The organism is Streptomyces sp. NPDC058335, assembly GCF_042723915.1.
GTDB lineage: Bacteria > Actinomycetota > Actinomycetes > Streptomycetales > Streptomycetaceae > Streptomyces.
In genome coordinates, this window is sequence record NZ_JBHXHX010000009.1 from 150,112 (window position 1) to 171,972 (window position 21,861).

Sequence of the window (21,861 nt, forward strand, 5' to 3'; positions counted from 1 at the left end):
AGATGCGCAGCATTGGTGAGATGGCCCGGGACAGCGGGCTGGGTGTGAGTGCCCTGCGGTTCTACGACCGGGCCGGTGTGCTGGTGCCGGCCTGGGTGGACCCGGTGAGCGGCTACCGCTGGTACGGGCCCGAGCAGCTCGACGAGGCGCGACTGCTGGCGCGTCTGCGGCGGGCCGGGATGCCGTTGGCGGACATCCGGCTGGTGCTGGCCGGCTGGTCCGGTACCGACACCGGCCTCGTCCGCAAGCTGCTCGAGTCGCATCTGCGCCGGCTCGAACAGGGCCTGTCCGATGCCCGCGGCGAGTTCTCCGCGCTCCGAGCACTACTCGATCACAGGGAGAACCTCATGACCTCGCTCCGCACCGCCACCGTCCGGCTGTCCGTCGCCGCGCCCGAACTGGCCGCCGCGCTGGACGCGGTCCGCTTCGCGGCGAGCGCCGATCCGGAGCTGCCGATGCTCGGCGGGGTCCTGTTCGACATCGAGCCCGAGGGGCTCCACGTCGTGGCGACCGACCGGTACCGCATGGCCGTCGCGGGGGTCGGCGTCACCGGTCACGACGGGAGTCCCGTGCGGGTCATCGTGCCCACCCCGCTCATGGACGCGATGCGGGCACTGCTGGGCGGCGAGGGCCCCGTACGCCTCTCCGTCGACGATGACCGCGTGACGCTGGAGGCCGGGGACCGGCAGGTGGCCGGTCAGTGCCTCGACCACGACTTCCCCGAGTACCGTCGCCTCCTCCCCCTGTCCGGCGGGCGCCGCGCCACGGTCGACGTGGCAGCCTTCCGGAAGGCCCTGGAGACCGGCCCCGTCCGTTCCACCGAGGCCGGCGGGCAGGACCTCAGCGTGCTCAGGGTGGCGGACGACGGCACGGTGACGCTCTGCGCGGACGGCGACGAGAGTCCGGACCGCGTGGCCGTCAACCGTCGGTTCCTGCTGGACGCGCTGACCGCGGGGGCCCGCGACCAGCTGGTCCTGGAACTCGACTCCCCGACCACTCCGATCGCGATCCGCCGCCCCGACGAGGAGGACACCTTCTCGATCCTGATGCCGGTCCGCCTGGAGGACTGACGGGAGGCGTCTTCTCGCGGCCCGTCCAGACCAACCGGGCGGGCCGTTCCCGGTGCCAGGAAACCGAAATCGGCCGCCGCCGAGAGCGCACGGCCCAACCCACCGGTGCAACCTGCGCACCCACTCCCGTGCTTCCTCCGCAACTTTGACTCCAAGGCGGCCGGGGACCTCAGTCCCTGCGGTACAACCCCGTCAGGAGTTCGATCACCGGCTGGGTCGACGGGTGGGGGTCGTCCCGCCACCAGGTGAGGCGGACGGCTATCGGTTCGGCGTCGCGGACCGGGCGGTAGACGACTCCGGGGCGGGGGTATTGGTGGGCGGTGGACTCCGCGGTCATGCCGACGCAACGGCCGCTGGAGATCACGGTGAGCCAGTCGTCGACGTCGTGGGTCTCCTCGGTGGCGGGGCGGGAGTCCGGCGGCCACAGGTCGGTGGTCGTCGTTCCGGTGCGGCGGTCGATGAGGAAGGTACGTCCGCCGAGGTCGGCGAGCCGGACCGAGCGGCGTCCGGCCAGGGGGTCGTCGGCGGCCAGGGCGCACAGTCGCCGTTCCAGGCCGACGATGGCGGAGTCGAAGCGCCGGTCCTCCAGCGGTCGGCGCAGGACCGCGAGATCGCAGGCGCCCTCGGCCAGGCCGGCGGTGGCGGAGTTGACACGGACCAGGTGCAGGTCCGTGTCCGGGTGGGACTGGGACCAGCGGCGCTGGAAGGCGGAGGTGTGCCGGCCTAGCGCGGACCACGCGTAGCCGATGCGCAGGCTGGTGTGGCCCGAGGTCGCCGTGCGGACGAGGTCCTCCACCTCGCCGAGCACCCGGCGGGCCTGGGCCAGTACGCGCAGGCCCGTCGCGGTCGGTGCCACCTGGCGGGAGGTGCGCCGCAACAGGCGTACGCCCAGGGCTCGTTCGAGAGAGGCCAGGGTGCGGGAGACGGCCGCCTGGGAGACGCCGAGGGCGATGGCTGCGTCGGTGAAGCTGCCCTCGTCGACGATCGCGACCAGGCAGCGCAGCTGCCGTAGCTCCACGTCACGGGTCACGTCCGGATCCATGACTAAAGCGTATAGGTGACCGCGTCGACGCATTTTGCGCATGGAGGTGGCCCGATCACCATCGGCGCATGACAGTCGAATCCGTAGCGGGCGATGCAGCCACCGGGTCGCGGCCTGGCTCGCGGGGGCTCGGTGGTGTGGTGACCATGGCGGGCAGCGGGCTGTCGAACCAGGTCGGTGCCGCCGTGGGGTCCCTGGCCTTTCCGGTGCTCGGGCCGGTCGGTGTGGTCGCGGTGCGTCAGTACGTCGCCGCGTTCGTGCTGCTGGCCGTCGGCCGGCCGCGGCCGCTGAGCTTCACCTGGCGGCAGTGGTGGCCGGTGCTGCTGCTGGCGGGGGTGTTCGGGACGATGAACCTGTCGCTGTACAGCGCCGTCGACCGCATCGGGCTCGGGCTCGCGGTGACGCTGGAGTTCCTCGGCCCGCTCACCGTCGCCCTGGCCGCGACCCGCAACCGGGTGGACGCCTGCTGTGCGGTGATCGCCGCGGCGGGCGTCGTCACGCTGCTGCGGCCACAGCCCTCCGCCGACCACGTGGGGATGGGGTGGGGGCTGCTCGCCGCGGCGTGCTGGGCGTCGTACATCCTGCTCAACCGCACCGTCGGCCGTCGCCTCCCCGGCGCGCAGGGTGCCGCGACGGCCGCCGGGGTGTCCGCCCTGATGTTCCTGCCGGTCGGTCTGGTGGTCGTCGGGCGGCATCCGCCGACGCTCACGGCCGTCGGCTGCGCGGTGGCCGCCGGGGTGCTCTCCTCCGCCGTTCCGTACCTCGCCGACCTGTTCGCCCTGCGCCGGGTGTCGGCCCAGGCCTTCGGTCTGTTCATGAGCGTCAACCCCGTCCTCGCCGCCCTCGTCGGCTGGATCGGGCTGGGGCAGGGCCTGGAGTGGACGGAGTGGGCGGGCATCGGCGCCGTCGTCGCCGCCAACGGGCTGAGCATGGCGGCCCGGCGCGGCTGAGGGGCAGGGCCTACGCGGGCTGAGCCGTCCGGTGCGGCGCACAGCCCGTGCGGCGCGAGCCCCATGCGGCGCACAGCCCCGTGCGGCGCAGCGGTCCGGCGAGGCAGTCCGGCGAGGCAGTCCGGCGGCGGACCACAGTGGTCCCGTGATTGAGCCGGCGGGCATCGCTGGGCCGCCCCCGGCCCCGGCCGCCGCCCACCCGATCCCGCCCGCCCCACGCCGTCCGCGCCCCGCCGTCCGCCCGAGGTCCTGCCCACTCCTCCGTCCCGGCCCGCGCTGCCTCACGCCGGGGTCGGCACCTGCGTCCCCGGCTTCTCGAACTGGGTGCGGTACAGCTCCGCGTACCGGCCCTCCTTCGCCAACAGCCCCTCGTGCGTCCCGCGTTCCACGATCCGGCCGGACTCCACGACCAGGATCAGGTCGGCCGCCCGCACCGTGGAGAGGCGGTGCGCGATGACGACGGCGGTACGGCCCTGGAGCGCCTCGGTGAGCGCCTCCTGGACGGCCGCCTCGGAGGTGTTGTCGAGATGGGCGGTGGCCTCGTCGAGGATGACGATGCGCTGGTGGGCCAGCAGCAGGCGGGCGATGGTCATGCGCTGGCGTTCTCCGCCGGACAGGCGGTACCCGCGTTCGCCGACCACCGTGTCGAGGCCGTCTGGCAGGGAGCGGACCAGGTCGTCGAGGCGGGAGCGGCGCAGGGCGTCCCAGAGTGCGTCCTCGGTGGCCTCGGGGGCGGCGAGGAGGAGGTTGGCGCGGACGGTGTCGTGGAAGAGGTGGCCGTCCTGGGTGACCATGCCGAGCGTCGCCCGCAGGGAGGGGGCGCTCAGGTCGCGGACGTCGACCCCGCCGATGCGGACGGCACCCTCGTCGACGTCGTAGAGGCGGGGCAGCAGCTGGGCGATCGTCGACTTGCCGGCGCCGGAGGAGCCGACGAGGGCGACGGTCTGGCCGGGTTCGGCGCGGAAGGAGACGCCGTGCAGGACCTCGGCGCCGTCGCGGGTGTCGAGGGCGGCGACCTCCTCCAGGGAGGCGAGGGAGACCTTGTCGGCGGACGGGTAGCCGAAGCGGACGTCGTCGAACTCGACGGAGACCGGGCCCTCGGGCACCTCGCGGGGGTCGGGCTTCTCCTCGATGAGCGGCTTCAGGTCGAGCACCTCGAAGACGCGCTCGAAGCTGACCAGCGCGCTCATCACCTCCACGCGTGCCCCGGCGAGCGCGGTGAGGGGGGCGTAGAGGCGGGTCAGGAGCAGGGCGAGGGCGACCACGGCGCCCGGGTCCAGGGTGCCGTCCAGGGCGAGCCGGCCGCCGAGGCCGTAGACGAGGGCGAGGGCCAGGGCCGAGACCAGGGTGAGGGCGGTGATGAACACCGACTGGGCGGTGGCGGTGCGGACGCCGATGTCGCGGACCTGGGCGGCGCGCGCGGCGAACTCGGCGGACTCCTGCTCGGGGCGGCCGAACAGTTTCACCAGGGTGGCGCCGGGCGCGGAGAAGCGTTCCGTCATACGGGTGCCCATCACCGCGTTCAGCGTGGCCGCCTCGCGCTGCATCTCCGCCATCCGGCGGCCCATGCGGCGGGCGGGCACCACGAACACCGGCAGCAGGACGAGCGCGAGCAGGGTGATCTGCCAGGACAGGGTGAGCATGACGGCGAGGGTGAGGACCAGCGTGACCAGGTTGCTGACGACGCCGGACAGGGTGTTGCTGAAGGCGCGCTGGGCGCCGATCACGTCGTTGTTGAGCCGGGAGACGAGCGCGCCGGTACGGGTGCGGGTGAAGAACGCGACCGGCATCCGCTGCACGTGATCGAACACCGTCGTGCGCAGATCGAGGATGAGCCCCTCCCCCAGCGTCGCCGAGAGTCTGCGGCCCAGGATGCCGAACACCGCCTCCAGCACGGCGATCAGCGCGATGAGCAGCGCCAGCCGCACGACGGTCGCGGACTCGCCGTGCTGCGACACGATCGTGTTGACGACCTTGCCCGCGAGGACGGGGGTGGCCACGGCGAACAGCGCGGTCACCACGCCGATCAGGACGAAGGCGGCTATACGGCGGCGGTGCGGGCGGGCGAAGGCGCCGATGCGGCGCAGCGTCGCGCGGTGGAAGGGGCGGCGTTCGTGCCGGGCGTTCATGACGCTGTACAGCTGCGTCCAGGCCGTGGTCTCCATGCTCATGCAGAGGACCGTAGGACCTCGACCAAGGTTGAGGTCAACATGACGATCTGCGCTTCCCGGCCACCGTCGACGCTGCGGCCACCCGGCGTCGGCGTGACCCGGAGAAGCTCTCCCGGTGTGACAGCCGTTCACCTTCCCCGAGGTCCTCTTCCCACAAAACCGCCCCCTCAGGGCCCTTTCCCGAGGGTCCGGCTCCCGCGGCGCCTTCCGGTCCGCCGGATGATCTGCCTGCTCCCGCTCGTCCTCGTCGGCGTCGTCGCGGTCCGCAATTGGCCGGTTCTCGCCGAAGGCCTCGGGCAGCTGCGGACCGCCCGGTGGCCGTGGCTGCCGGCCGCGGCGGCGCTGATCGTGGCCCTGGTGGCGGGCGGGCGGTCCGGTGGCGGTCGCCACGGCGGTCGTCCTCGCCTACCGCGTCATCACGGTCTGGCTCCCGATGGTGCCGGGGGCGGTGACACTGAGGGTGCAGGTGCGGTGGAAGGTGATCCGAGGGGCGGACTCCGCGGTGATCCGAGGGGCCGCCTCCGCGGTGTCTGCGGGGCCGCCCCCACTGACTGAGGGGCGGACTCGGCGCGTGATCCGAGATACGGCCCCTCTGCGCCACCGTGCCCCACACCCACCCCGTCGGGCACACTGTCCCCTCAGCACGACGACGGGGGAACGGTTTCCATGACGGCACTTGATGTGGTACCCGGCCTGGCGAGCAACCCCGCCGCTCCGGCCTCGGTCCTCCTGCGGCTGCTGAAGCTCGACTACGACTGGTACACGGTGGCCCGGCTGACCTGGCGCGCGTCGGTGCCCGACGAGGTGGCGGAGGCTCTCCTCGCGCATCCCGACCGGCGGGTGCGGTCCGCGCTGGCGGAAAGCGCGGGCGCCGATCCCGCGCTGCGCGCCCGTCTCCTGGACGGTCCGGCCTCGGACGCGATCCTCGTGGCCTGCGGCCCGACCCCGTACGGCACGACCGCGCCACCGCTCCCCGACCCGACGTACGCGCGGCTGCTGGCCCACGACGACACCAACGTCCGCTACGAGACGGCGAACGCGCCCTCCACGCCCGCCCACGTCCTGCTGCCGCTCGCCACCCACGAGGACCCGTTCCTCCGGCGCGCGGCCTGCCGCAGGGTCTGGGAGGAGCTGGCGCCGGAGGTGCGCGCGGCCCTGCTCGACGATGCGGACCCGGAGGTGCGCAGGGAGGCGGCGCTCCAGGTCATGGCGGACGACGAGGAACGCACCGCCTGGCTGGTCGAGACGCGCGCCGACCACTTCTGGCTGTGGGAGGTCCTCGCCCACGGCAGGCTGGAGCGCGGCCTCGCCGAACGCCTGCTCGCCGAGGGCACGCATCTCTCGCAGCTCGTGGGCAACCCCACGTTCCCCGCCGACCTGGCGGCCACGCTGGCCGGGCACGAGGATCCGGCCGTACGCGTCGCCGTGTCCGCCCGTCCCGAACTCACGGAGGAGCAACGCGCGGCGATCGACTGGCAGGTGGCGCCGGAGGACCGGCTGGAGCCGCTGGTGTGGGTGTGGCGGGGCCGTGCGGACGGGGAGTTGCTGCGCCGGTGCGCCCGCTCGGCCCACACCTGGCTGCGCCGCAGTGCCGCGGTGTGCGCCGAGCTGCCGGACGACTGCGTCGAACTCCTGGCGGACGACGAGGACTTCGCCGTACGGCTGCTGCTCGCCGAGCGGCATCCGAAGGCGCCGCCGGAGCTGCTGCTCGACCTGTATCTGCACGGATCGCACCGGGCCGCCGGCATGCTGGTCGCGCGGCCCGGGTTCCCCTCGGCCGGGCTCGCGGAGCGGTTCGCCGACGCGGCGGATCCGCGGGAGCGCGCCCTCGCGCTGCGCGACCCCGCGGCGACGCCCGTGCTGGTGGAGCGGCTGAGCCGGGACCCGGACGGGTCCGTCCGCGCGGCGGCGGCATGGGACGGCAGGCTGCCGGTGGGGCGGCTCGTCGAGCTGCTGGACGACCCTCGGGCGGGCGCTGCCGCCGCCGCCAACCCGCTCCTGCCGGTCGCCGAGATGACCGCGCTGCTGGACCGGGCGGGCGTCCCCGGCTGATCAGCTCGCCGTCACCCGGACCGGCCCGGCGCCGGGGTCGACCCGGTGGGTCCAGTGGGCGGGCAGGCGCAGGGTGCGGTTCGGCTGCGCGGTGCGCAGCCGCTCGCGGTGCAGGACACGGCCGTTCTGGATGACGTACAGGACCGGGCGGGTGAGTTCCGTCGTCGTGCGCAGGACGTACGGGAGCCGGTCGGACGGGGTGACGCGGTTCGGGGCGATCCAGCGCAGGGGCGGGGCCACCGACAGGGGGACGCCGGGCGGGAGTTCGGCGCCTTTGAGGTGGGCCAGGACGGCGCCGGCCGCGTGGACGGCCTCGCGGGCCGCGGTGGCCGCGCTCTCCACGGGGTGCAGCAGGCTGCCGGCCGCGAAGACGCCCGGACGCGAGGTGCGCAGGGTGCCGTCCACGGCGGGGCCGCGGGTGCCGGGGTCGAGTACCAGGCGGGCGCGGCGGGCCAGTTCGTGGTCGGGGACGAAGTCGCCGGTGAACACGACGGTGTCGCAGGGCAGTACGGCCGTCCGGCCGTCGCGGTGCCGGACGCGCACACCCGACAGGCGGCCGTGGCCGAGGAGTTCGACGACCGTGGTGCCGGTGAGGAGCGGAACGCCGTGACGCAGGCGGAAGTCGGCGGCGCGTGCCGGAGCGGTCTGCGGGCGGGTCTGCTCCGTGAGCATCGCCACCACCGTGGCACCCGCGGCCCGTACGGTGTCGGCCGCCGCGTAGGAGACGTCCTCGGCGCCGACGACCACCGCACGCGTACCGATGTGCTGCCCATGGAGATGGACGGCCCGCTGGAGTTCGCCCGTGGTGCGGACGCCCGCCGGGCGGGTGCCGGGCACCAGGCGGGCGGCGCGCGGACGTTCACGGGCGCCGGTGGCGAGGACGACCGCGCGTGCGGTGAGCGTTTCGGGGCCGTCGGGGCTCACGGTGTGCAGGGACAGCGGGCCGGCCCAGTCGAGGGCGGTGACGCCGGGGCGGACGGTGGCACCCGCCTGCCGGGCTTCGGTGACCAGGAGGCGGGCGTACGCCGGACCGGTCAGGGGGCGCAGGAGGGTGCCGTAGCCGCCGTGCGCGCAGTGGCGGGGTACTCCACCGGGTTCCGGTTCCCGGTCCAGTACCTCGACCCGGCCGACACCTGCCGCGGCGAGGCGGGCGGCGACCGCGAGCCCGGCGGGGCCCGCGCCGACGATCAGGACGTCGACCTCGCGTGCGGCCGTCATGCCCGCGTCTCCTTCCCCGGCAGGGCCGGCGGGGCAGGCGCCTCCGCCAGGAGGGCCCGTACTGCGGGTCCGCAGTACGTGCCCTGACAGCGGCCCGCACGGGCGCGGGTGCGGCGGCGCAGGCCCTCGAGGGTGCGGGGCGGGATCGGTCCCGCGAGGGCGTCGCGGATGTCGCCGCGGGAGACGTGCTCGCAGTGGCAGACGAGGGTGCCGTACTCGGGATCCGCGGCGATGCGGTCGACTGCGATGCGGTCGGCGCTCGGGCGGGGGGCGCGCATCCGCACCGGTTCCAGGGCTCGGGCGGGGCCCAGGTCGAGGCCGGTCTCGTCGGCCAGCAGGGCGGTGACGTGGGCGGCGATGGCGAGGGACGCGGTGAGGCCGGTGGAGCGGATGCCGCCGACGGTGACGGATCCGTCGTCGGGGTGCGCGGTGATGCGGTAGTCCTCGTACTCGGTGGCGGCGCGCAGGCCGGCGTAGACGGCGGTGACCTCCTCGTCGAGGAGGGCGGGCAGGATGCGGGCGCCCTGGGCGCGCAGGGCGGCGAGGCCCTCGGCGGTGGATTCGGTGGCCCGTTTGTCGTCGAGGTCCTCGGCGGTGGGGCCGAGGAGGACGTTGCCGTACACGGTGGGGGCGACGAGGACGCCCTTGCCGAGGGCGGTGGGGACGGGCAGCAGGATGTGGCGGACGAGGTCGCGGGCGAAGGTGTCGAAGACGATGAGCTGGCCGCGGCGCGGGGTCACGGTGAAGTCGTCGTGGCCGAGGCGCCGGTCGAGGGTGTCGGCGTGCAGTCCGGCCGCGTTGACGATGCGGCGGGCGCGCAGGGTGCCCCGGCCGGTGACCAGCGTGTGCGTGCCTTCGCGTCGACTCACCTGCACGACAGGGGAGTCGAGGTGGAGGTCCACTCCGTGGTGGACGGCCTGGGTGGCGTACGCCAGCGGGGTCGTCCACGGACAGATGACGCTTTCGCCGGGCACGTGCAGAGCGCCGAGGGCGCCGGGCCCCAAGTGCGGTTCGTGCTCGTGGAGTTCGGCGGGACCGAGGAGGCGGGCGTCCCGGTACTCATTGCGTTCCGCCTTCTCCGCGAGGCGGGGCAGGGCGGCGAGCTGCTCCTCGTCCCAGGCCACGAGGAGCGCGCCGACCGGGTCGACGGGGATGCCGGACTCGGCGGCGTACGCGGTGAGCAGGCGTGCGCCCTCGCGGACGAGCCGCGCCTCCAGCGAGCCGGGCACCGCGTCGAATCCGGTGTGCAGGATCGCGGTGTTGGCCTTCGAGGTGCCCTGGCCGATGTCGTCCTGGGCCTCCACGAGGGCCACCCTCAGGCGGGGCCGGCGGGCCAGTTCGCGGGCGACGGCGCAGCCGACGACCCCGGCGCCGACGATCACGACGTCGTACGGGGCTGACGGCAGCGGCCCTTCGGCGGTCACCGTCATGCCGGGGGGCCGTCCAGCAGGGCCGTCACCGCGGCGCGGAAGCGGCCCAGGCGGTCCGCCGCCTCGCCGGCCGAGACGCGGGGCTCGTACACCGCCGACGGCTTCCCCTCGGGGAGCGCTTCGGCCAGGGGCGTGCCGGGAGCGGCGCCGAGGCGGGCCAGGGCGCCCACGCCCAGGGCGGTCGCGTCGGGCAGGGCGGACACCTCGACCGGGCGTTGCAGCAGGTCGGCCTGGGTCTGCATGAGGAGGGCGGAGCGGGTCAGGCCGCCGTCGACACGCAGCACGGTCACGGGGGTGCCCAGGTCGGCCGCCGCGGCCTCGGCCAGCTCCACGACCTGCGCGGCCAGGCCCTCGCACAGGGCGCGCACCAGGTGTCCGGGGGTGGTGTCCAGGCCGAGTCCGGTGAGGGAGCCGCGCAGGTCGCCGCGCCACCAGGGGGCGGCGAGTCCCGCGAGGGCCGGGACGAAGGTGACGCCGCCGCTGTCGGGGACGGCCGCGCCGACGGTGTCGAGGTCGGCGGCGCCCGCGATGACGCCGAGGTCGGTGAGCCAGCGTACGGCGGAGGCGGCCGTGTACACCTGCCCGTCCAGGCAGTACTCGGCGCGTCCGGCGAGCCGCCAGGCGACGCAGCTGACGAGCCCGGAGGTGCCGCGCCGGGGGGTGCCGCCGGTCGGGGCGAGGAGGAACGCGCCCGTGCCGTAGGTGCACTTGGCGGTACCGGGTGCGGTGACCCGCTGGGCGAGCAGGGCGGCCTGCTGGTCGACGGCGAGGCCGGTGAGCGGCATCTCGTACCCGAACACGCTTGTCGTGCCCACCGGTTGGGCGTTGTCGACGATCTCGGGGAGCCGCTCCGCCGACAGGCCGTACAGGTCGAGGGCGCGCGGCGACCAGGTCACCCGGTCGAGGTCGAGGAGCTGGGTGCGGCCGGCGGTCGCCGCGTCGGTGACGTAGGCGCCGGTGAGGCGGTGGGCGAGCCAGGCGTCGCTGGTGGTGACGACTCCCTCGGCGGTGAGGTGACGGCGGATCCAGGCCATTTTTGGGGCGGCGAAGTACGGATCGACGGGCAGGCCGGTCAGCTCCCGCAACTCATCGGCGTGCGGCGTGAGTTCGGCGCAGACGGTCTCGGCGCGGCGGTCCTGCCAGACCAGGGCGTCGGTGAGCGGCCGGCCGGTCGCCGGTTCCCAGGCGAGGACGGTCTCGCCCTGGTTGGCGAGGCCGAGCGCCACGACGCGCTCACCGGCCTCGGTGAGCGCGCGCCGGCCGGCGTCCAGCACCGACGCGTACAGCTCGGCCGGGTCGGCCTCGACGAGACCGCCGGGCAGATGGCGAGGGCGTACGACCGCGAAGCCGGTGCCCAGGACACCGCGTTCGGGGCAGATCACCAGGGCCTTGGTGCCGGACGTGCCCTGGTCGACGGCGAGTACCGGACCCGTCATCACGCCCCTCCCTCGGTGATCGGCGGGCTCAGCCTGCCGCCGGACGGGCCGCCCCGTCAAGAGGCCCCCACCTCCGCCGATCCGGCCACTCGGACACCGGCTGATCACCGGTCAATTGCAGTATCGACAAGCCCAGTCGGATCGACCGGAAAGCTGACGCGAGGGCCAACTGCCGGCCCTATAGTGACCGCCGAACCCAGGCGATCTCCTCATCCGCCGCCCCGAGGAGGGCTGTTGTTACTCCACCCTGCCGTCCCGCCCGATCCCCGGCCGGGGGCGAGCGGCTGATGGCCAGAGACGGAGCACGCCCCGCCTACGACCCCGCGGGCCACGACGGCGAACTGCGGGCCGCCCTCCAGGAGGTGCGCACCGGCCGCTGGCTGTCGATGCGGACCCTGCTGGAGCGCACCACGCACTGGTGGCAGTGGACACGGCGCACCCAGGTACTCGCCGCGCAAGCGGCCGGCACCGATGTGATCCGGGCCTGGCTCGCCGAGGAGCCGGACAGCGTGCCGGCCGCCGTGATGCGGGCCCGGGTCGCCGTCGAGCGGGCACTGCGGGCGCACCGCGAGCGGCACCGCCGTACGCACGAACTGTGGATCGAGGCCTGGGACATGAGCCAGGGCGCCGCCCGCGTCGCCCCGCAGGATCCGGTGCCGTGGGTGTGTCTGCTGGCCCTGGCCCAGCTGGACCGCGAGCAGTCGTGGGAGGAGCACCGGGCGCCGCCGCCGGACCCTACCCTGCCGCCCGGCCCGTGGGGGCTGCTGGAGGAGGCCGTCAAGCGCGACCCGCACAACCGCGAGGCCCACCACCGCATGCTCCAGTTCCTGTACGCGCGGTCCGCGTCCGGCCGGCTCGCGGAGGCGGCCGGTTTCGCCCACCTGGCCGCCGAGGACGCCCCGCCCGGTTCCGCGCTGCACGTCCTGCCGCTGTACGTCCGGGTCGAGCGATACCGGCGCGGCGGCGGGCGGGAGGCCGCTCTCGACCTGCACTGGGTGGCCGAGGACGCCGCCCGTGAGGCGGTGCACGCGCACACGGCCTGGTTCGAGAACGGTGCCGCCGCCGAACGCTCCCCGCTCGACCTGAACCATCTCGCCCACGCCCTGTGGGGAGCGCACCGATTCGCCGACGCGGCCCGGGTGTTCGACGCGATCGGCCCCTATCGCACGCCCCTGCCCTGGGCGTACCGCACCGCCGTGCCCGGCGACCACGCCCAGGCCGCGCAGGTGTTCCTCCAGGCCCGCACCCGGAGCCGTTCGGCCGCGCCGTCCACGGACGGCTGACACACAGTCATCCCCCCTCACCCGACCCCTTCGGAGGCCTCCGCATGTCCAGCACGTCCGAACCACCGGTCCCCGCGCCCGAACCAGCGGTCCCCACCTCCGTGCCCCGGCCGGACGAGGAGCAGCGGCTGCGCGAGCTGGGCTACCGGCCCGTGCTGGCCCGCCGTATGGGCGGCTTCGGCAACTTCGCGATCAGCTTCTCCGTCATCTCGATCCTCTCCGGCTGCATGACGCTGTACGGCTTCGGCATGGGCGCGGGCGGGCCCGCCGTGATGCTGTGGGGCTGGGCCGGGGTCGGCCTGTTCGTGCTGTGCGTGGGGCTGGCGCTGGCCGAGGTCACCAGCGCGTACCCGACGTCCGGTGCCCTCTACTACATGGCGGACCGGCTCGGCGGGCGTCGCTGGGGCTGGTACACGGGCTGGCTGAACCTGCTCGGACTGCTCGGCGCGATCGCCGGCATCGACTACGGCGCCGCCCTGTTCGCGGGCGCGTTCGCCAATCTCCAGTGGGGCTTCGAGCCGACGCCGGAGAAGACGATGCTGATCTTCATGGCGATCCTGCTGCTGCACGCCGTGCTGAACCTGTTCGGCGTCCGCCTCGTCAGCGTCCTGAACTCGATCTCCGTCTGGTGGCACCTGGCGGGCGTCGCGCTCATCGTCGGCGCGCTGGCGATCGTCCCCGACCACCACCAGTCGCCGTCCTTCGTCTTCGGCGAGTTCGTCAACGACACCGGCTGGGAGAACCCGCTGTACGTGGCGGCGATCGGCCTGCTCCTCGCCCAGTACACGTTCTCCGGCTACGACGCCTCCGCGCACCTGTCGGAGGAGACCGCCAACGCGTCGGTGTCGGCGGCGCGCGGCATCGTCCGCTCCATCTGGGTGTCCTGGATAGCGGGCTTCGTCCTCCTCGCGGGCCTCACCTTCGCCATCCAGGACTACGACGCCACCCGCGCCACCGAGACCGGCGTACCGCCCGCGCAGATCCTCCTGGACGGGCTCGGCACGGACGGGGCCGGCGCGCTGCTGCTCGTCGTGATCGTGGCCCAGCTGTTCTGCGGCAACGCCGAGGTCGCCGCGGCCAGCCGGATGGTGTTCGCGTTCAGCCGGGACGGCGCCCTGCCGGGCTCGCACCTGTGGCGCAAGGTCAGCGCCCGCACCCAGACGCCGGTCCCCGCCGTCTGGCTGTCGGTCGTGGTCGCCTGCCTCCTCGCCGTGCCCTCGCTGTACTCCGCGACCGCCTACGGCGCGGTCACCGCGATCAACGTCATCGGCATCACGCCCGCGTACGCCATCCCCATCCTGCTGCGTCTGCGCGCCGGGGACCGTTTCCGGCCAGGTCCCTGGAGCCTGGGCCGCTGGAGCAGGCCGATCGGCTGGATCGCCGTGGTGTGGGTGGCCTGTGTGACGGTGCTGTTCTGCCTGCCGCAGTCCTCACCGGTGACGGCGGACACGATGAACTACGCCTCCCTCGCCCTCGCCGTCGTGCTGGTCCTGGCCACGGTGTGGTGGTTCGTGGCCCGCCGTTCCTACGGCACGCCCACGGCCGCGGCGTACGGCTCGGACCAGGAGCAGGCGGAGCTGGCCGAAGGCATCGTCTGAGCCGGTCGCCGGGTACGAACTGTCGTTCCGCGTACGGCAGGATGAGCGGTCGCGTCCGCGTACGCGACGGACGCGACCGCACTTCGCACTTCCCGGAATCGAGCAGGTGACCACGTGACGACACTTCACATCCGGCCGTCGGCGACCCCCCTCGCCGCCGACCGTCCCTCCGGAGGCGACCGGTGAACCGCGCGCTGACCCTCGACGACGTCGTCCTGGCCGGAATCGCCCTGGCCACCGGCCTGTTGGTGGCGTTCCTGTCACGGACGCTGCTGCGCTGGCTGGGCAAGCACGCCAAGCGCACCAAGTGGAGCGGCGACGACGTCGTCGTGGACGCGCTGCGCACGGTCGTGCCGTGGGCGGCACTGGTGGCCGGCGGGGCGGCCGCGGCGGCCGTACTGCCACTGACCAAGCCGGTCCAGCACACCGTCAACCAGAGCCTGACCGTCCTGCTGATCTTCGCGGTGACGGTGTCGGCGGCCCGGGTGATCGCCGGGCTGGTGCAGAGCGTCACCCACTCCCGCTCCGGCGTCGCCGGCTCCGCCACGATCTTCGTCAACATCACACGGGTGCTGGTCCTGGCGCTCGGCTTCCTGGTCGCGCTCCAGAGCCTCGGCGTCTCCATAGCGCCGATGCTGACCGCCCTCGGTGTCGGCGGTCTGGCCGTCGCGCTGGCCCTCCAGGACACCCTCGCCAACCTCTTCGCGGGCATCCACATCCTCGCCTCCAAGACCGTCCAGCGCGGCGACTACATCCGGCTCAGCAGCGGCGAGGAGGGCTATGTCGAGGACATCAACTGGCGGCAGACGACCGTGCGCGCCCTCTCCAACAACCTGGTCGTGATCCCCAACGGGCAGCTCGCCAAGTCGAACATGACCAACTTCATGCGTCCCGAGCAGCAGCTGACCATCCTGGTGCAGGCGGGCGTGGCCTACGACAGCGACCTGGAGCACGTCGAGCGGGTCACCTGCGAGGTCGTCACCGAGGTGATGACGGAGATCACCGGCGCCGTGCCGGACCATGAGCCGCTGGTCCGCTTCCACACCTTCGGCGACTCCCGGATCGGCTTCACGGTGATCCTGGGCGTCGGCGAGTTCAGCGACCAGTTCCGGATCAAGCACGAGTTCATCAAGCGCCTGCACCGCCGCTACCAGGACGAGGGCATCCGCATCCCCGCGCCCGCCCGGACCGTGGCCCTCCAGCAGGGCACGGTGGTCATCCCGCAGCAGCGCACGGGCGACGACCTGGCGCCGCCGGCGGCCCTGCACGACTGATCCCCTCACGCACCGCTGATCCCTTGAGCGGGATTCCGCTCGCGGCGGCCGGTCCGGCCCGGGACCGGCCGCCGCGGGTCCCGCCGTGGGGTCCTGTCGAGTCCGGGTCGGCCACGAGATATCTTGATGTCGAGCAATGTTGCAGACGTGGAGCGGAGCACCCGGTGACTGACTCGACCATCATCTATACGCACACTGACGAGGCCCCGGCCCTGGCAACGTATTCCTTCCTGCCGGTGGTCCAGGCGTACGCCTCGCAGGCCGGTGTCTCCGTGGAGACGCGGGACATCTCGCTGTCCGGGCGCATCATCGCCGTCTTCCCGGAGTACCTCACCGAGGACCAGCGGATCGCGGACGACCTGCACGAACTGGGCGAGCTGGCGAAGACGCCCGAGGCGAACATCGTCAAGCTGCCGAACGTCTCGGCGTCGATCCCGCAGCTCAAGGCCGCGATCGCCGAGCTTCAGGCGCAGGGCTACGCGCTGCCGGCCTACCCGGACGACCCGAAGACCGACGAGGAGCGGGACATCCAGTCCCGCTACGACAAGGTCAAGGGCTCGGCCGTGAACCCGGTCCTGCGCGAGGGCAACTCCGACCGCCGCGCCCCCGCGTCGGTCAAGAACTACGCCAAGACCCACCCGCACCGCATGGGCGCCTGGACGTCGGAGTCCAAGACCAACGTCGCGACCATGGGTCAGAACGACTTCCGCTCCACCGAGAAGTCGACCGTGATCTCCGAGACCGGCTCCCTGCGCATCGAGCTGGTCGGCGAGGACGGCACCACCACCGTCCTGCGCGAGTCCGTACCGGTCCTCAAGGACGAGGTCGTCGACGCCTCCGTGCTGCACGTGGCCGCGCTGCGCGAGTTCCTCACCGCGCAGATCGCCCGCGCCAAGGCCGACGACGTGCTGTTCTCGGTACACCTCAAGGCCACGATGATGAAGGTCTCCGACCCGATCATCTTCGGTCACGTGGTGCGCGCCTTCTTCCCGAAGACCTTCGAGCAGTACGGCGCGACCCTGGCCGGCGCCGGCCTCACCCCGAACGACGGTCTCGGCGGCATCCTCAAGGGCCTGGAGGCCCTGCCCGAGGCCGACGCGATCAAGGCCTCCTTCGAGGCCGAGCTGGCCGAGGGACCGGCCCTGGCGATGGTCGACTCCGACAAGGGCATCACCAACCTGCACGTGCCGTCCGACGTGATCGTCGACGCCTCGATGCCGGCCATGATCCGCACCTCCGGCCACATGTGGGGCCCGGACGGCGAGGAGGCCGACACCCTCGCGGTGCTGCCGGACTCCTCCTACTCCGGCGTCTACCAGGCCGTCATCGACGACTGCCGCGCCAACGGCGCCTACGACCCGTCGACCATGGGCTCGGTCCCGAACGTCGGCCTCATGGCGCAGAAGGCCGAGGAGTACGGCTCCCACGACAAGACCTTCGAGGTCAAGACCGCCGGCACGGTCCGCCTCGTCGACCAGGCCGGCAACGTCGTCCTGGAGCAGTCGGTCGCCCAGGGTGACATCTTCCGCGCCTGCCAGACCAAGGACGCCCCGATCCGCGACTGGGTCAAGCTGGCCGTCACCCGTGCCCGCGCCACCGGCAGCCCGGCGGTGTTCTGGCTGGACGAGACCCGCGCCCACGACGCCAACCTGATCGCCAAGGTCAAGGCGTACCTGACGGAGCACGACACCGAGGGTCTGGACATCCGCATCCTGAACCCGGTCGAGGCGACCAAGTTGTCGGTGGAGCGCATCCGCCGCGGCGAGGACACGATCTCGGTGACGGGCAACGTGCTGCGCGACTACCTCACCGACCTGTTCCCGATCCTGGAGCTGGGCACCAGCGCCAAGATGCTGTCGGTGGTCCCGCTGATGGCGGGCGGCGGTCTGTTCGAGACGGGCGCCGGCGGTTCCGCGCCGAAGCACGTCCAGCAGCTGGTCAAGGAGAACTACCTGCGCTGGGACTCCCTCGGTGAGTTCTTCGCGCTGGTCCCGTCGCTGGAGCAGTACGCCGAGTTCACGGGCAACGCCCGCGCGAAGGTCCTCGCCGACGCGCTCGACCGCGCCACGGCGACCTTCCTCAACGAGGACAAGTCCCCGACCCGTCGCGTCGGCGGCATCGACAACCGCGGCAGCCACTTCTTCCTGTCCCTGTACTGGGCGCAGGAGCTGGCGCGGCAGACCGACGACGCCGACCTCGCGAAGGCCTTCGCCCAGCTCGCCGAGTCCCTCGCGGCGAACGAGCAGAAGATCGTCGAGGAGCTGAACTCCGTCCAGGGGCAGTCGGTCGACATCGGCGGCTACTACCGGCCCGACCCGGAGAAGGCGGCGGCGGTGATGCGCCCGTCGGCCACCTGGAACGAGCTGCTCGCCTCCCTGAGCTGACGCCCACCCGCTCGGCCCTCCGCCCCGACCGGTGCACCGCCCGGCCGGGGCGGAGGTGTGTGTCGGGGCGGTTCGGCGATGTGGCACCTTGATCGTGCAGCTTGCGGCCGATCAGCCCCCGGGAGCCCTCGTATGACCCCTGCCGAACCGTCCTTCGCCGTCCTGCCCGGTGCCGGTGAGTCGCCGGTGATCCTCCACGTACCGCACTCGGCGCGGGAGATACCGCCGGGCGTACGGGCCGGGATCGTGCTGGACGGCCCGGCACTGGAGCGGGAGCTGGACCACATCACCGACGCGCACACCGCGGAGATCGCCGAGGCGGCGGCGCGGCGGGCCGGGGTGACGCCGTGGCGGTTCGTCAACCGGCTGTCGCGGCTGGTCGTCGACCCGGAGCGGTTCCCCGACGAGCGCGAGGAGATGCTGTCGGTGGGGATGGGCGCGGTGTACACGCGGACCACGCACCGGGGCGTCCTGCGGGGCGAGGACATCGATCCCGAACCGCTGATCGACCGGTACTTCCACCCGTACGCGGCGGCGATGACCGACGCCGTCGGCGAGCGGCTGGCGGCCGTCGGCCGTGCCGTCATCATCGACGTGCACTCCTACCCCACCGAGCCGCTGCCCTACGAGCTGCACGGCGAGGGCCCGCGCCCACCGGTGTGCCTCGGCACCGACGCCTTCCACACCCCGCCCGAGCTGCTCGCGGCCGCGCGGAAGGCGTTCGGGACGATCGGGGAGACGGGGCTCGACAGCCCGTTCGGCGGGACGTACGTACCGCTGGCGCACTACGGGACGGACCCGCGGGTCTCCGCGCTGATGGTGGAGATCCGCCGCGACACCTACATGACCGAACCGGGCGGCCCGGCGAGCCGGGGCCTCACGCGCCTCGCCGAGGCACTGGCGGAACTGGTGGACGCGGCCTCCGGCTGACCTGCGGCCCGCCCCCGGCGGACGAGAGGGGGCAGGTGAGCGGGGAGGGGGCGAGTAGGGAGAGGCCGCCGCCGCGGCGGGCTGCGGGCTGCGGGCTGCGGGCTGCGGGCTGCGGGGAATGCTCGCCGGGGCGGCCCGCGCCGCGCGGGAGCAGGGGCCGTGGGCGGGCGCGTGGGCCTCCGGCAGGTGGCGGGCTGCGGCTGCGGGAAGGGCGTGGGGCTCGCCCGGACGGCCTGGAGCAGGGGCCGTTGGGGTGGGTGCGGCCTCGGTCGGTGTCATGGACGACCGCCACCCCTGCCGCCGCGGGGTCCGGCGGGGTCAGGTGGTGGGCGGTGTCCGGTGGGTCAGGCGCGCAGCCACTCGGTGACCACCACCTCGCCGCCCGCGCGCAGGCGCAGGGCGAACGGGCCGGTGGGGCGGGCCTCGGTGGTGAAGCGGCCCATGTCGTCGGCGGTGAGGGCCGCTCCGGCGCGGGGGCCGTCGAGGACCTCGATCGACGCGGGCTGCGGGGGCAGCAGCTGGCCCATGATGCCGCGGGGGGTCACCTCGACGTCGACGGTCAGCCCGCCGGTGTGGAAGGTGAGCATCCGCGGTACGTCCACGGCTCCCCTGACCGGGATGGCGTCGACCAGCGAGTCGAAGGTCAGCTCGGCGATCTTCGCGTCGAGGTCGTGCAGCGCGTAGGCCTCGACGGCCAGCAGGCGCAGCTCGGCCGGTACGGGGTCGAGGATCGCGGCGGCCTCGCGGAGTTCCGCCTCCAGGCCGCCGTGGTCGAACTCCCCGGCGTAGGCGTTGTCGTCGTCCATGTCGTCGTCCATGTGGTTCACAGGGCTCCCCGTGCGTCGAGTCGGGCCCGCAGGCGGCGCAGGCATCGCTGGCGCATCGGTCCGATGCTGCCCACGGCGATGCCCAGCGCGGCCGAGACCTCCTGGTAACTGGGCGGCGGCGAGGAGATCAGCACCCGCAGCAACTGCCGGCAGCGCTCACCGAGCGCCTCGAACTCCTGCCAGAGGTGGCGCACGCGCTCACTCTGCGCGGCCGCCTCCTCCGAGTCGAGCACCGACTGCTCCGGCGTACGTTCCTCGCTGACCCGGTCGAGCAGCTGGGGATCGTCGGTCGGTGTCAGCCGCCGCAGACTCTTGATCACTTTCAGGCACTCGTTGCGCGCGGTGCTCGCCAGCCAGGAGCCCGCCTTGTCGGGTTCGCGGATCCGCCCGAGGTGCTGGGCGAACCGGAACCACACGGTCTGGTACACCTCGTGCCCGTCGGCATCGGAGAGCCGATGCGCGCGCACGACGGACCACACCAGCGGGCTCAGCCCTTCCACGATCGCCTTCCAGGCCGCCGTGTCACCGTCTACGGCGGACTGGACGAGCGCGCCGACTTCACTACGGTCCACGGTCCCACCCCTTGTGTACGGCAAGTCATCGTACGCCGTGACGGGGCCGGCCCCGGACCTCATGACGCCCTCATGCCGGGACGGCCGACTGCCCCACGGGCACCGGGGTCCAGGTGGCCGGCAGCAGCGCCGGCACGTGGGCTCCGCGCACCTCGGCCAGTTCGGCGTCGGCGGCCAGCAGTTCCCGGGCGGCCGCGCGCGGGTCGGTCAGGTTGTTGGCCGTCATGTGAGCGGCGACCAGTCCGGCGACGACGGGCGTCGCGAAGGAGGTGCCGCTCCAGGAGGCCAGCCCCTCGAACATGACCTGGTCCGGCTTGCCCGCGGTGGCCGCCGACTCCTCGCTCAACACCCCGGTGTGCCGCGGCGACCGGCAGGTGCAGGAGTAGGTGAAGCCGTAGCGGCAGGCGTCGTAGGTGGAGTGCTGGTACACGTACGGGACGGGGCTGCCGAAGCCGGTGAGGGCGCTGGTGAGGCGCTCGCCGGGGGCGTAGACCCGCACCCAGGGGCCGTGGTTGCTGAAGCAGGCGCCGAACTCGCCGTCGCCGCGCAGCGCGCCGACCGACAGCACCGCGTCCGCGTACTCGGGGAGCGAGGCGTAGGCGGCGGGCCAGAACGGCGTCGCGCTGGAGTTGTTGCCCGCGGCGGCCACCAGGAGGGTGTGCCGCGCGCTCAGTTCCTCCATGAAGGCGGCCACGCCGAGGAGGCCGTCGACGCGGCCGTTGGAGGTGCCGGCGGAGAGGCTGAGGATGTCGGGCCAGCCGCCCTCCTCGACCGCCTCGAACAGCTTGTCGCCGAAGTCGTACTCCAGGATCGCGCCGGCGTCGTTGAGGGTGTTGCGCACGGTGATGTCGGTGTTGGGGGCGACGGCCGCGACCAGCCCGGCGATGAACGTGCCGTGGCCGACGTACTGCTGGAGGACGCCGCTCTCGTCGGTCTCCCGGATCTGCGCGTCGCCCTCGGTGTGGGCGAGGAGGGGGTAGGAGCGGTAGTCGTGCATCAGACCCGTGTCGACGACGAGCACGCCGACGGCGCCGGCCGGGTCGTGGGCGGCCTGGACCGCGGCCGGGTTGGGCGGCGCGTTGTAGGCGGCGGGCACCGGCTCGTCGCCGGGGCAGGCGTTGACCGCGATGGACACCACGTGGTTGCGGCTGACCAGCCGGCGGCCCGCCCGGCCCTCGGCCCCGCGCAGGGCGCGCAGGGCTCCCGCGACGGCGCGGTCGGCGCCCGGCACGCCCTGGCCGGGGTCGGCGACCTGGATGCGGGTGATGCCGGAGCGGTTGGCCTGCGGTCCGGCCCGGCGCACATGGTCGGGGGTGAGGTCGGGCGCCGCCGTGAAGTGCGTGCGGACGGCGTCCTCGACGACCTGGGCCTCCTCGCCGTCGCGCGCGAGGACGACGCCCTTCTCGTAGATGAACTCGCCGGAGTCGTCCGGCCCCATCGCCAACGGCACACCCGGCAGCGCGCGTTGGATCTGCCCGAACTGCTCGTGGAATCGCTGTGGCGCCATGGCGTGTCCTCCCCTGAACCCGATGGTCTTCAATCAGAGCCGCGAGACCCTCATCTGATACAGGTGGTGCGACGACAGGGACGAGTGGTGCGGTTGCGGCCGCGCGCCCTCGACGTA

16 protein-coding genes and 1 pseudogene are annotated in these 21,861 nt (G+C 73.4%); 9 read left to right on the top strand and 8 right to left on the bottom strand.

Translation table 11 applies throughout. The features are described 5' to 3' along the window. The first annotated feature begins 2 nt into the window (after positions 1–2). Positions 3–1,070 (top strand): MerR family transcriptional regulator, encoded by a 1,068-nt coding sequence (locus tag ACFWJX_RS19580; RefSeq protein WP_383244471.1) that lies wholly within the window; start codon positions 3–5, stop codon positions 1,068–1,070. A gap of 169 nt (positions 1,071–1,239) precedes the next feature. On the opposite strand, the gene ACFWJX_RS19585 is transcribed toward ACFWJX_RS19580, so the two are convergent. Next, positions 1,240–2,112, bottom strand: coding sequence for a LysR family transcriptional regulator (locus ACFWJX_RS19585; protein WP_383244473.1), 873 nt, complete (start codon positions 2,110–2,112; stop codon positions 1,240–1,242). A 68-nt stretch (positions 2,113–2,180) separates the two neighbouring features. On the opposite strand from ACFWJX_RS19585, the gene ACFWJX_RS19590 reads away from it, so the two are divergent. Then, entirely contained in the window at positions 2,181–3,062 is an 882-nt protein-coding gene (locus ACFWJX_RS19590; protein WP_383244476.1) for a DMT family transporter, read from the top strand. A gap of 281 nt (positions 3,063–3,343) precedes the next feature. Here the strand turns inward: ACFWJX_RS19590 and ACFWJX_RS19595 are convergent, their stop codons facing one another. Beyond that, positions 3,344–5,227, bottom strand: a complete 1,884-nt coding sequence (locus ACFWJX_RS19595) for an ABC transporter ATP-binding protein (protein ID WP_383245014.1) — start codon at positions 5,225–5,227, stop codon at positions 3,344–3,346. Positions 5,228–5,569: 342 nt separating this feature from the next. Between ACFWJX_RS19595 and ACFWJX_RS19600 the strand changes: the two are divergent. Further along, positions 5,570–5,717 (top strand): annotated as a pseudogene (locus ACFWJX_RS19600) (TIGR00374 family protein); the annotation flags it as partial. Positions 5,718–5,899: 182 nt separating this feature from the next. After that, on the top strand, positions 5,900–7,285 hold the full coding sequence (locus ACFWJX_RS19605; protein ID WP_383244479.1) for a hypothetical protein: 1,386 nt from the start codon (positions 5,900–5,902) through the stop codon (positions 7,283–7,285). Here ACFWJX_RS19605 and ACFWJX_RS19610 read toward each other — a convergent pair whose 3' ends face one another. The 3 genes from ACFWJX_RS19610 to ACFWJX_RS19620 are packed head-to-tail and all read right to left on the bottom strand — an operon-like array spanning position 7,286 to position 11,369. Beyond that, entirely contained in the window at positions 7,286–8,503 is a 1,218-nt protein-coding gene (locus tag ACFWJX_RS19610; RefSeq protein WP_383244482.1) for an NAD(P)/FAD-dependent oxidoreductase, read from the bottom strand. Further along, positions 8,500–9,933 carry an FAD-dependent oxidoreductase gene (locus ACFWJX_RS19615; protein WP_383244485.1) on the bottom strand — a complete coding sequence of 478 codons (1,434 nt, stop codon included), beginning with the start codon at positions 9,931–9,933 and terminating at the stop codon, positions 8,500–8,502. The genes ACFWJX_RS19610 and ACFWJX_RS19615 overlap by 4 nt, the downstream gene beginning before the upstream one ends. Then, a complete protein-coding gene (locus ACFWJX_RS19620; RefSeq protein ID WP_383244487.1) occupies positions 9,930–11,369 on the bottom strand; it encodes an FGGY family carbohydrate kinase in 1,440 nt (479 codons plus the stop codon). The genes ACFWJX_RS19615 and ACFWJX_RS19620 overlap by 4 nt, the downstream gene beginning before the upstream one ends. 287 nt (positions 11,370–11,656) lie before the next feature. Between ACFWJX_RS19620 and ACFWJX_RS19625 the strand changes: the two genes are divergently transcribed. The 5 genes from ACFWJX_RS19625 to ACFWJX_RS19645 all read left to right on the top strand — a co-directional run bounded on the left by ACFWJX_RS19625 (position 11,657) and on the right by ACFWJX_RS19645 (position 18,838). After that, the gene (locus ACFWJX_RS19625; RefSeq protein WP_383244490.1) at positions 11,657–12,652 is read left to right on the top strand and encodes a hypothetical protein; all 996 of its coding nucleotides are present in this window, start codon (positions 11,657–11,659) and stop codon (positions 12,650–12,652) included. A gap of 44 nt (positions 12,653–12,696) precedes the next feature. Then, positions 12,697–14,250, top strand: coding sequence for an amino acid permease (locus tag ACFWJX_RS19630; protein WP_383244493.1), 1,554 nt, complete (start codon positions 12,697–12,699; stop codon positions 14,248–14,250). 182 nt (positions 14,251–14,432) lie between these two features. Continuing rightward, entirely contained in the window at positions 14,433–15,524 is a 1,092-nt protein-coding gene (locus tag ACFWJX_RS19635) for a mechanosensitive ion channel family protein (protein WP_383244496.1), read from the top strand. A gap of 164 nt (positions 15,525–15,688) precedes the next feature. Continuing rightward, a complete protein-coding gene (locus ACFWJX_RS19640; RefSeq protein ID WP_383244498.1) occupies positions 15,689–17,908 on the top strand; it encodes an NADP-dependent isocitrate dehydrogenase in 2,220 nt (739 codons plus the stop codon). A 132-nt stretch (positions 17,909–18,040) separates the two neighbouring features. Further along, entirely contained in the window at positions 18,041–18,838 is a 798-nt protein-coding gene (locus ACFWJX_RS19645) for an N-formylglutamate amidohydrolase (RefSeq protein WP_383244501.1), read from the top strand. A gap of 344 nt (positions 18,839–19,182) precedes the next feature. Here ACFWJX_RS19645 and ACFWJX_RS19650 read toward each other — a convergent pair whose 3' ends face one another. Genes ACFWJX_RS19650 through ACFWJX_RS19660 form a run of 3 tightly spaced genes read right to left on the bottom strand, consistent with a single transcriptional unit; the run spans position 19,183 to position 21,744 of the window. After that, positions 19,183–19,644: a hypothetical protein gene (locus ACFWJX_RS19650; RefSeq protein WP_383245017.1), complete on the bottom strand. Its 462-nt coding sequence runs from the start codon at positions 19,642–19,644 to the stop codon at positions 19,183–19,185. A gap of 17 nt (positions 19,645–19,661) precedes the next feature. Next, positions 19,662–20,300 carry an RNA polymerase sigma factor gene (locus ACFWJX_RS19655; RefSeq protein ID WP_190046573.1) on the bottom strand — a complete coding sequence of 213 codons (639 nt, stop codon included), beginning with the start codon at positions 20,298–20,300 and terminating at the stop codon, positions 19,662–19,664. A gap of 7 nt (positions 20,301–20,307) precedes the next feature. Beyond that, on the bottom strand, positions 20,308–21,744 hold the full coding sequence (locus tag ACFWJX_RS19660) for a S8/S53 family peptidase (RefSeq protein ID WP_383244504.1): 1,437 nt from the start codon (positions 21,742–21,744) through the stop codon (positions 20,308–20,310). Between the last annotated feature and the right edge of the window lie 117 nt (positions 21,745–21,861).

Bases quoted from the DNA above. Each gene is read 5' to 3' on its own strand.
- ACFWJX_RS19580 (WP_383244471.1), top strand. From the start codon at position 3: ATGCGCAGCATTGGTGAGATGGCCCGGGACAGCGGGCTGGGTGTGAGT.
- ACFWJX_RS19625 (WP_383244490.1), top strand. From the start codon at position 11,657: ATGGCCAGAGACGGAGCACGCCCCGCCTACGACCCCGCGGGCCACGAC.
- ACFWJX_RS19610 (WP_383244482.1), bottom strand. From the start codon at position 8,503: ATGACGGCCGCACGCGAGGTCGACGTCCTGATCGTCGGCGCGGGCCCC.
- ACFWJX_RS19655 (WP_190046573.1), bottom strand. From the start codon at position 20,300: ATGAGGTCCGGGGCCGGCCCCGTCACGGCGTACGATGACTTGCCGTAC.
- ACFWJX_RS19615 (WP_383244485.1), bottom strand. From the start codon at position 9,933: ATGACGGTGACCGCCGAAGGGCCGCTGCCGTCAGCCCCGTACGACGTC.
- ACFWJX_RS19595 (WP_383245014.1), bottom strand. From the start codon at position 5,227: ATGGAGACCACGGCCTGGACGCAGCTGTACAGCGTCATGAACGCCCGG.
- ACFWJX_RS19620 (WP_383244487.1), bottom strand. From the start codon at position 11,369: ATGACGGGTCCGGTACTCGCCGTCGACCAGGGCACGTCCGGCACCAAG.
- ACFWJX_RS19645 (WP_383244501.1), top strand. From the start codon at position 18,041: ATGACCCCTGCCGAACCGTCCTTCGCCGTCCTGCCCGGTGCCGGTGAG.
- ACFWJX_RS19650 (WP_383245017.1), bottom strand. From the start codon at position 19,644: ATGGACGACGACAACGCCTACGCCGGGGAGTTCGACCACGGCGGCCTG.
- ACFWJX_RS19585 (WP_383244473.1), bottom strand. From the start codon at position 2,112: ATGGATCCGGACGTGACCCGTGACGTGGAGCTACGGCAGCTGCGCTGC.
- ACFWJX_RS19605 (WP_383244479.1), top strand. From the start codon at position 5,900: ATGACGGCACTTGATGTGGTACCCGGCCTGGCGAGCAACCCCGCCGCT.
- ACFWJX_RS19660 (WP_383244504.1), bottom strand. From the start codon at position 21,744: ATGGCGCCACAGCGATTCCACGAGCAGTTCGGGCAGATCCAACGCGCG.
- ACFWJX_RS19590 (WP_383244476.1), top strand. From the start codon at position 2,181: ATGACAGTCGAATCCGTAGCGGGCGATGCAGCCACCGGGTCGCGGCCT.
- ACFWJX_RS19630 (WP_383244493.1), top strand. From the start codon at position 12,697: ATGTCCAGCACGTCCGAACCACCGGTCCCCGCGCCCGAACCAGCGGTC.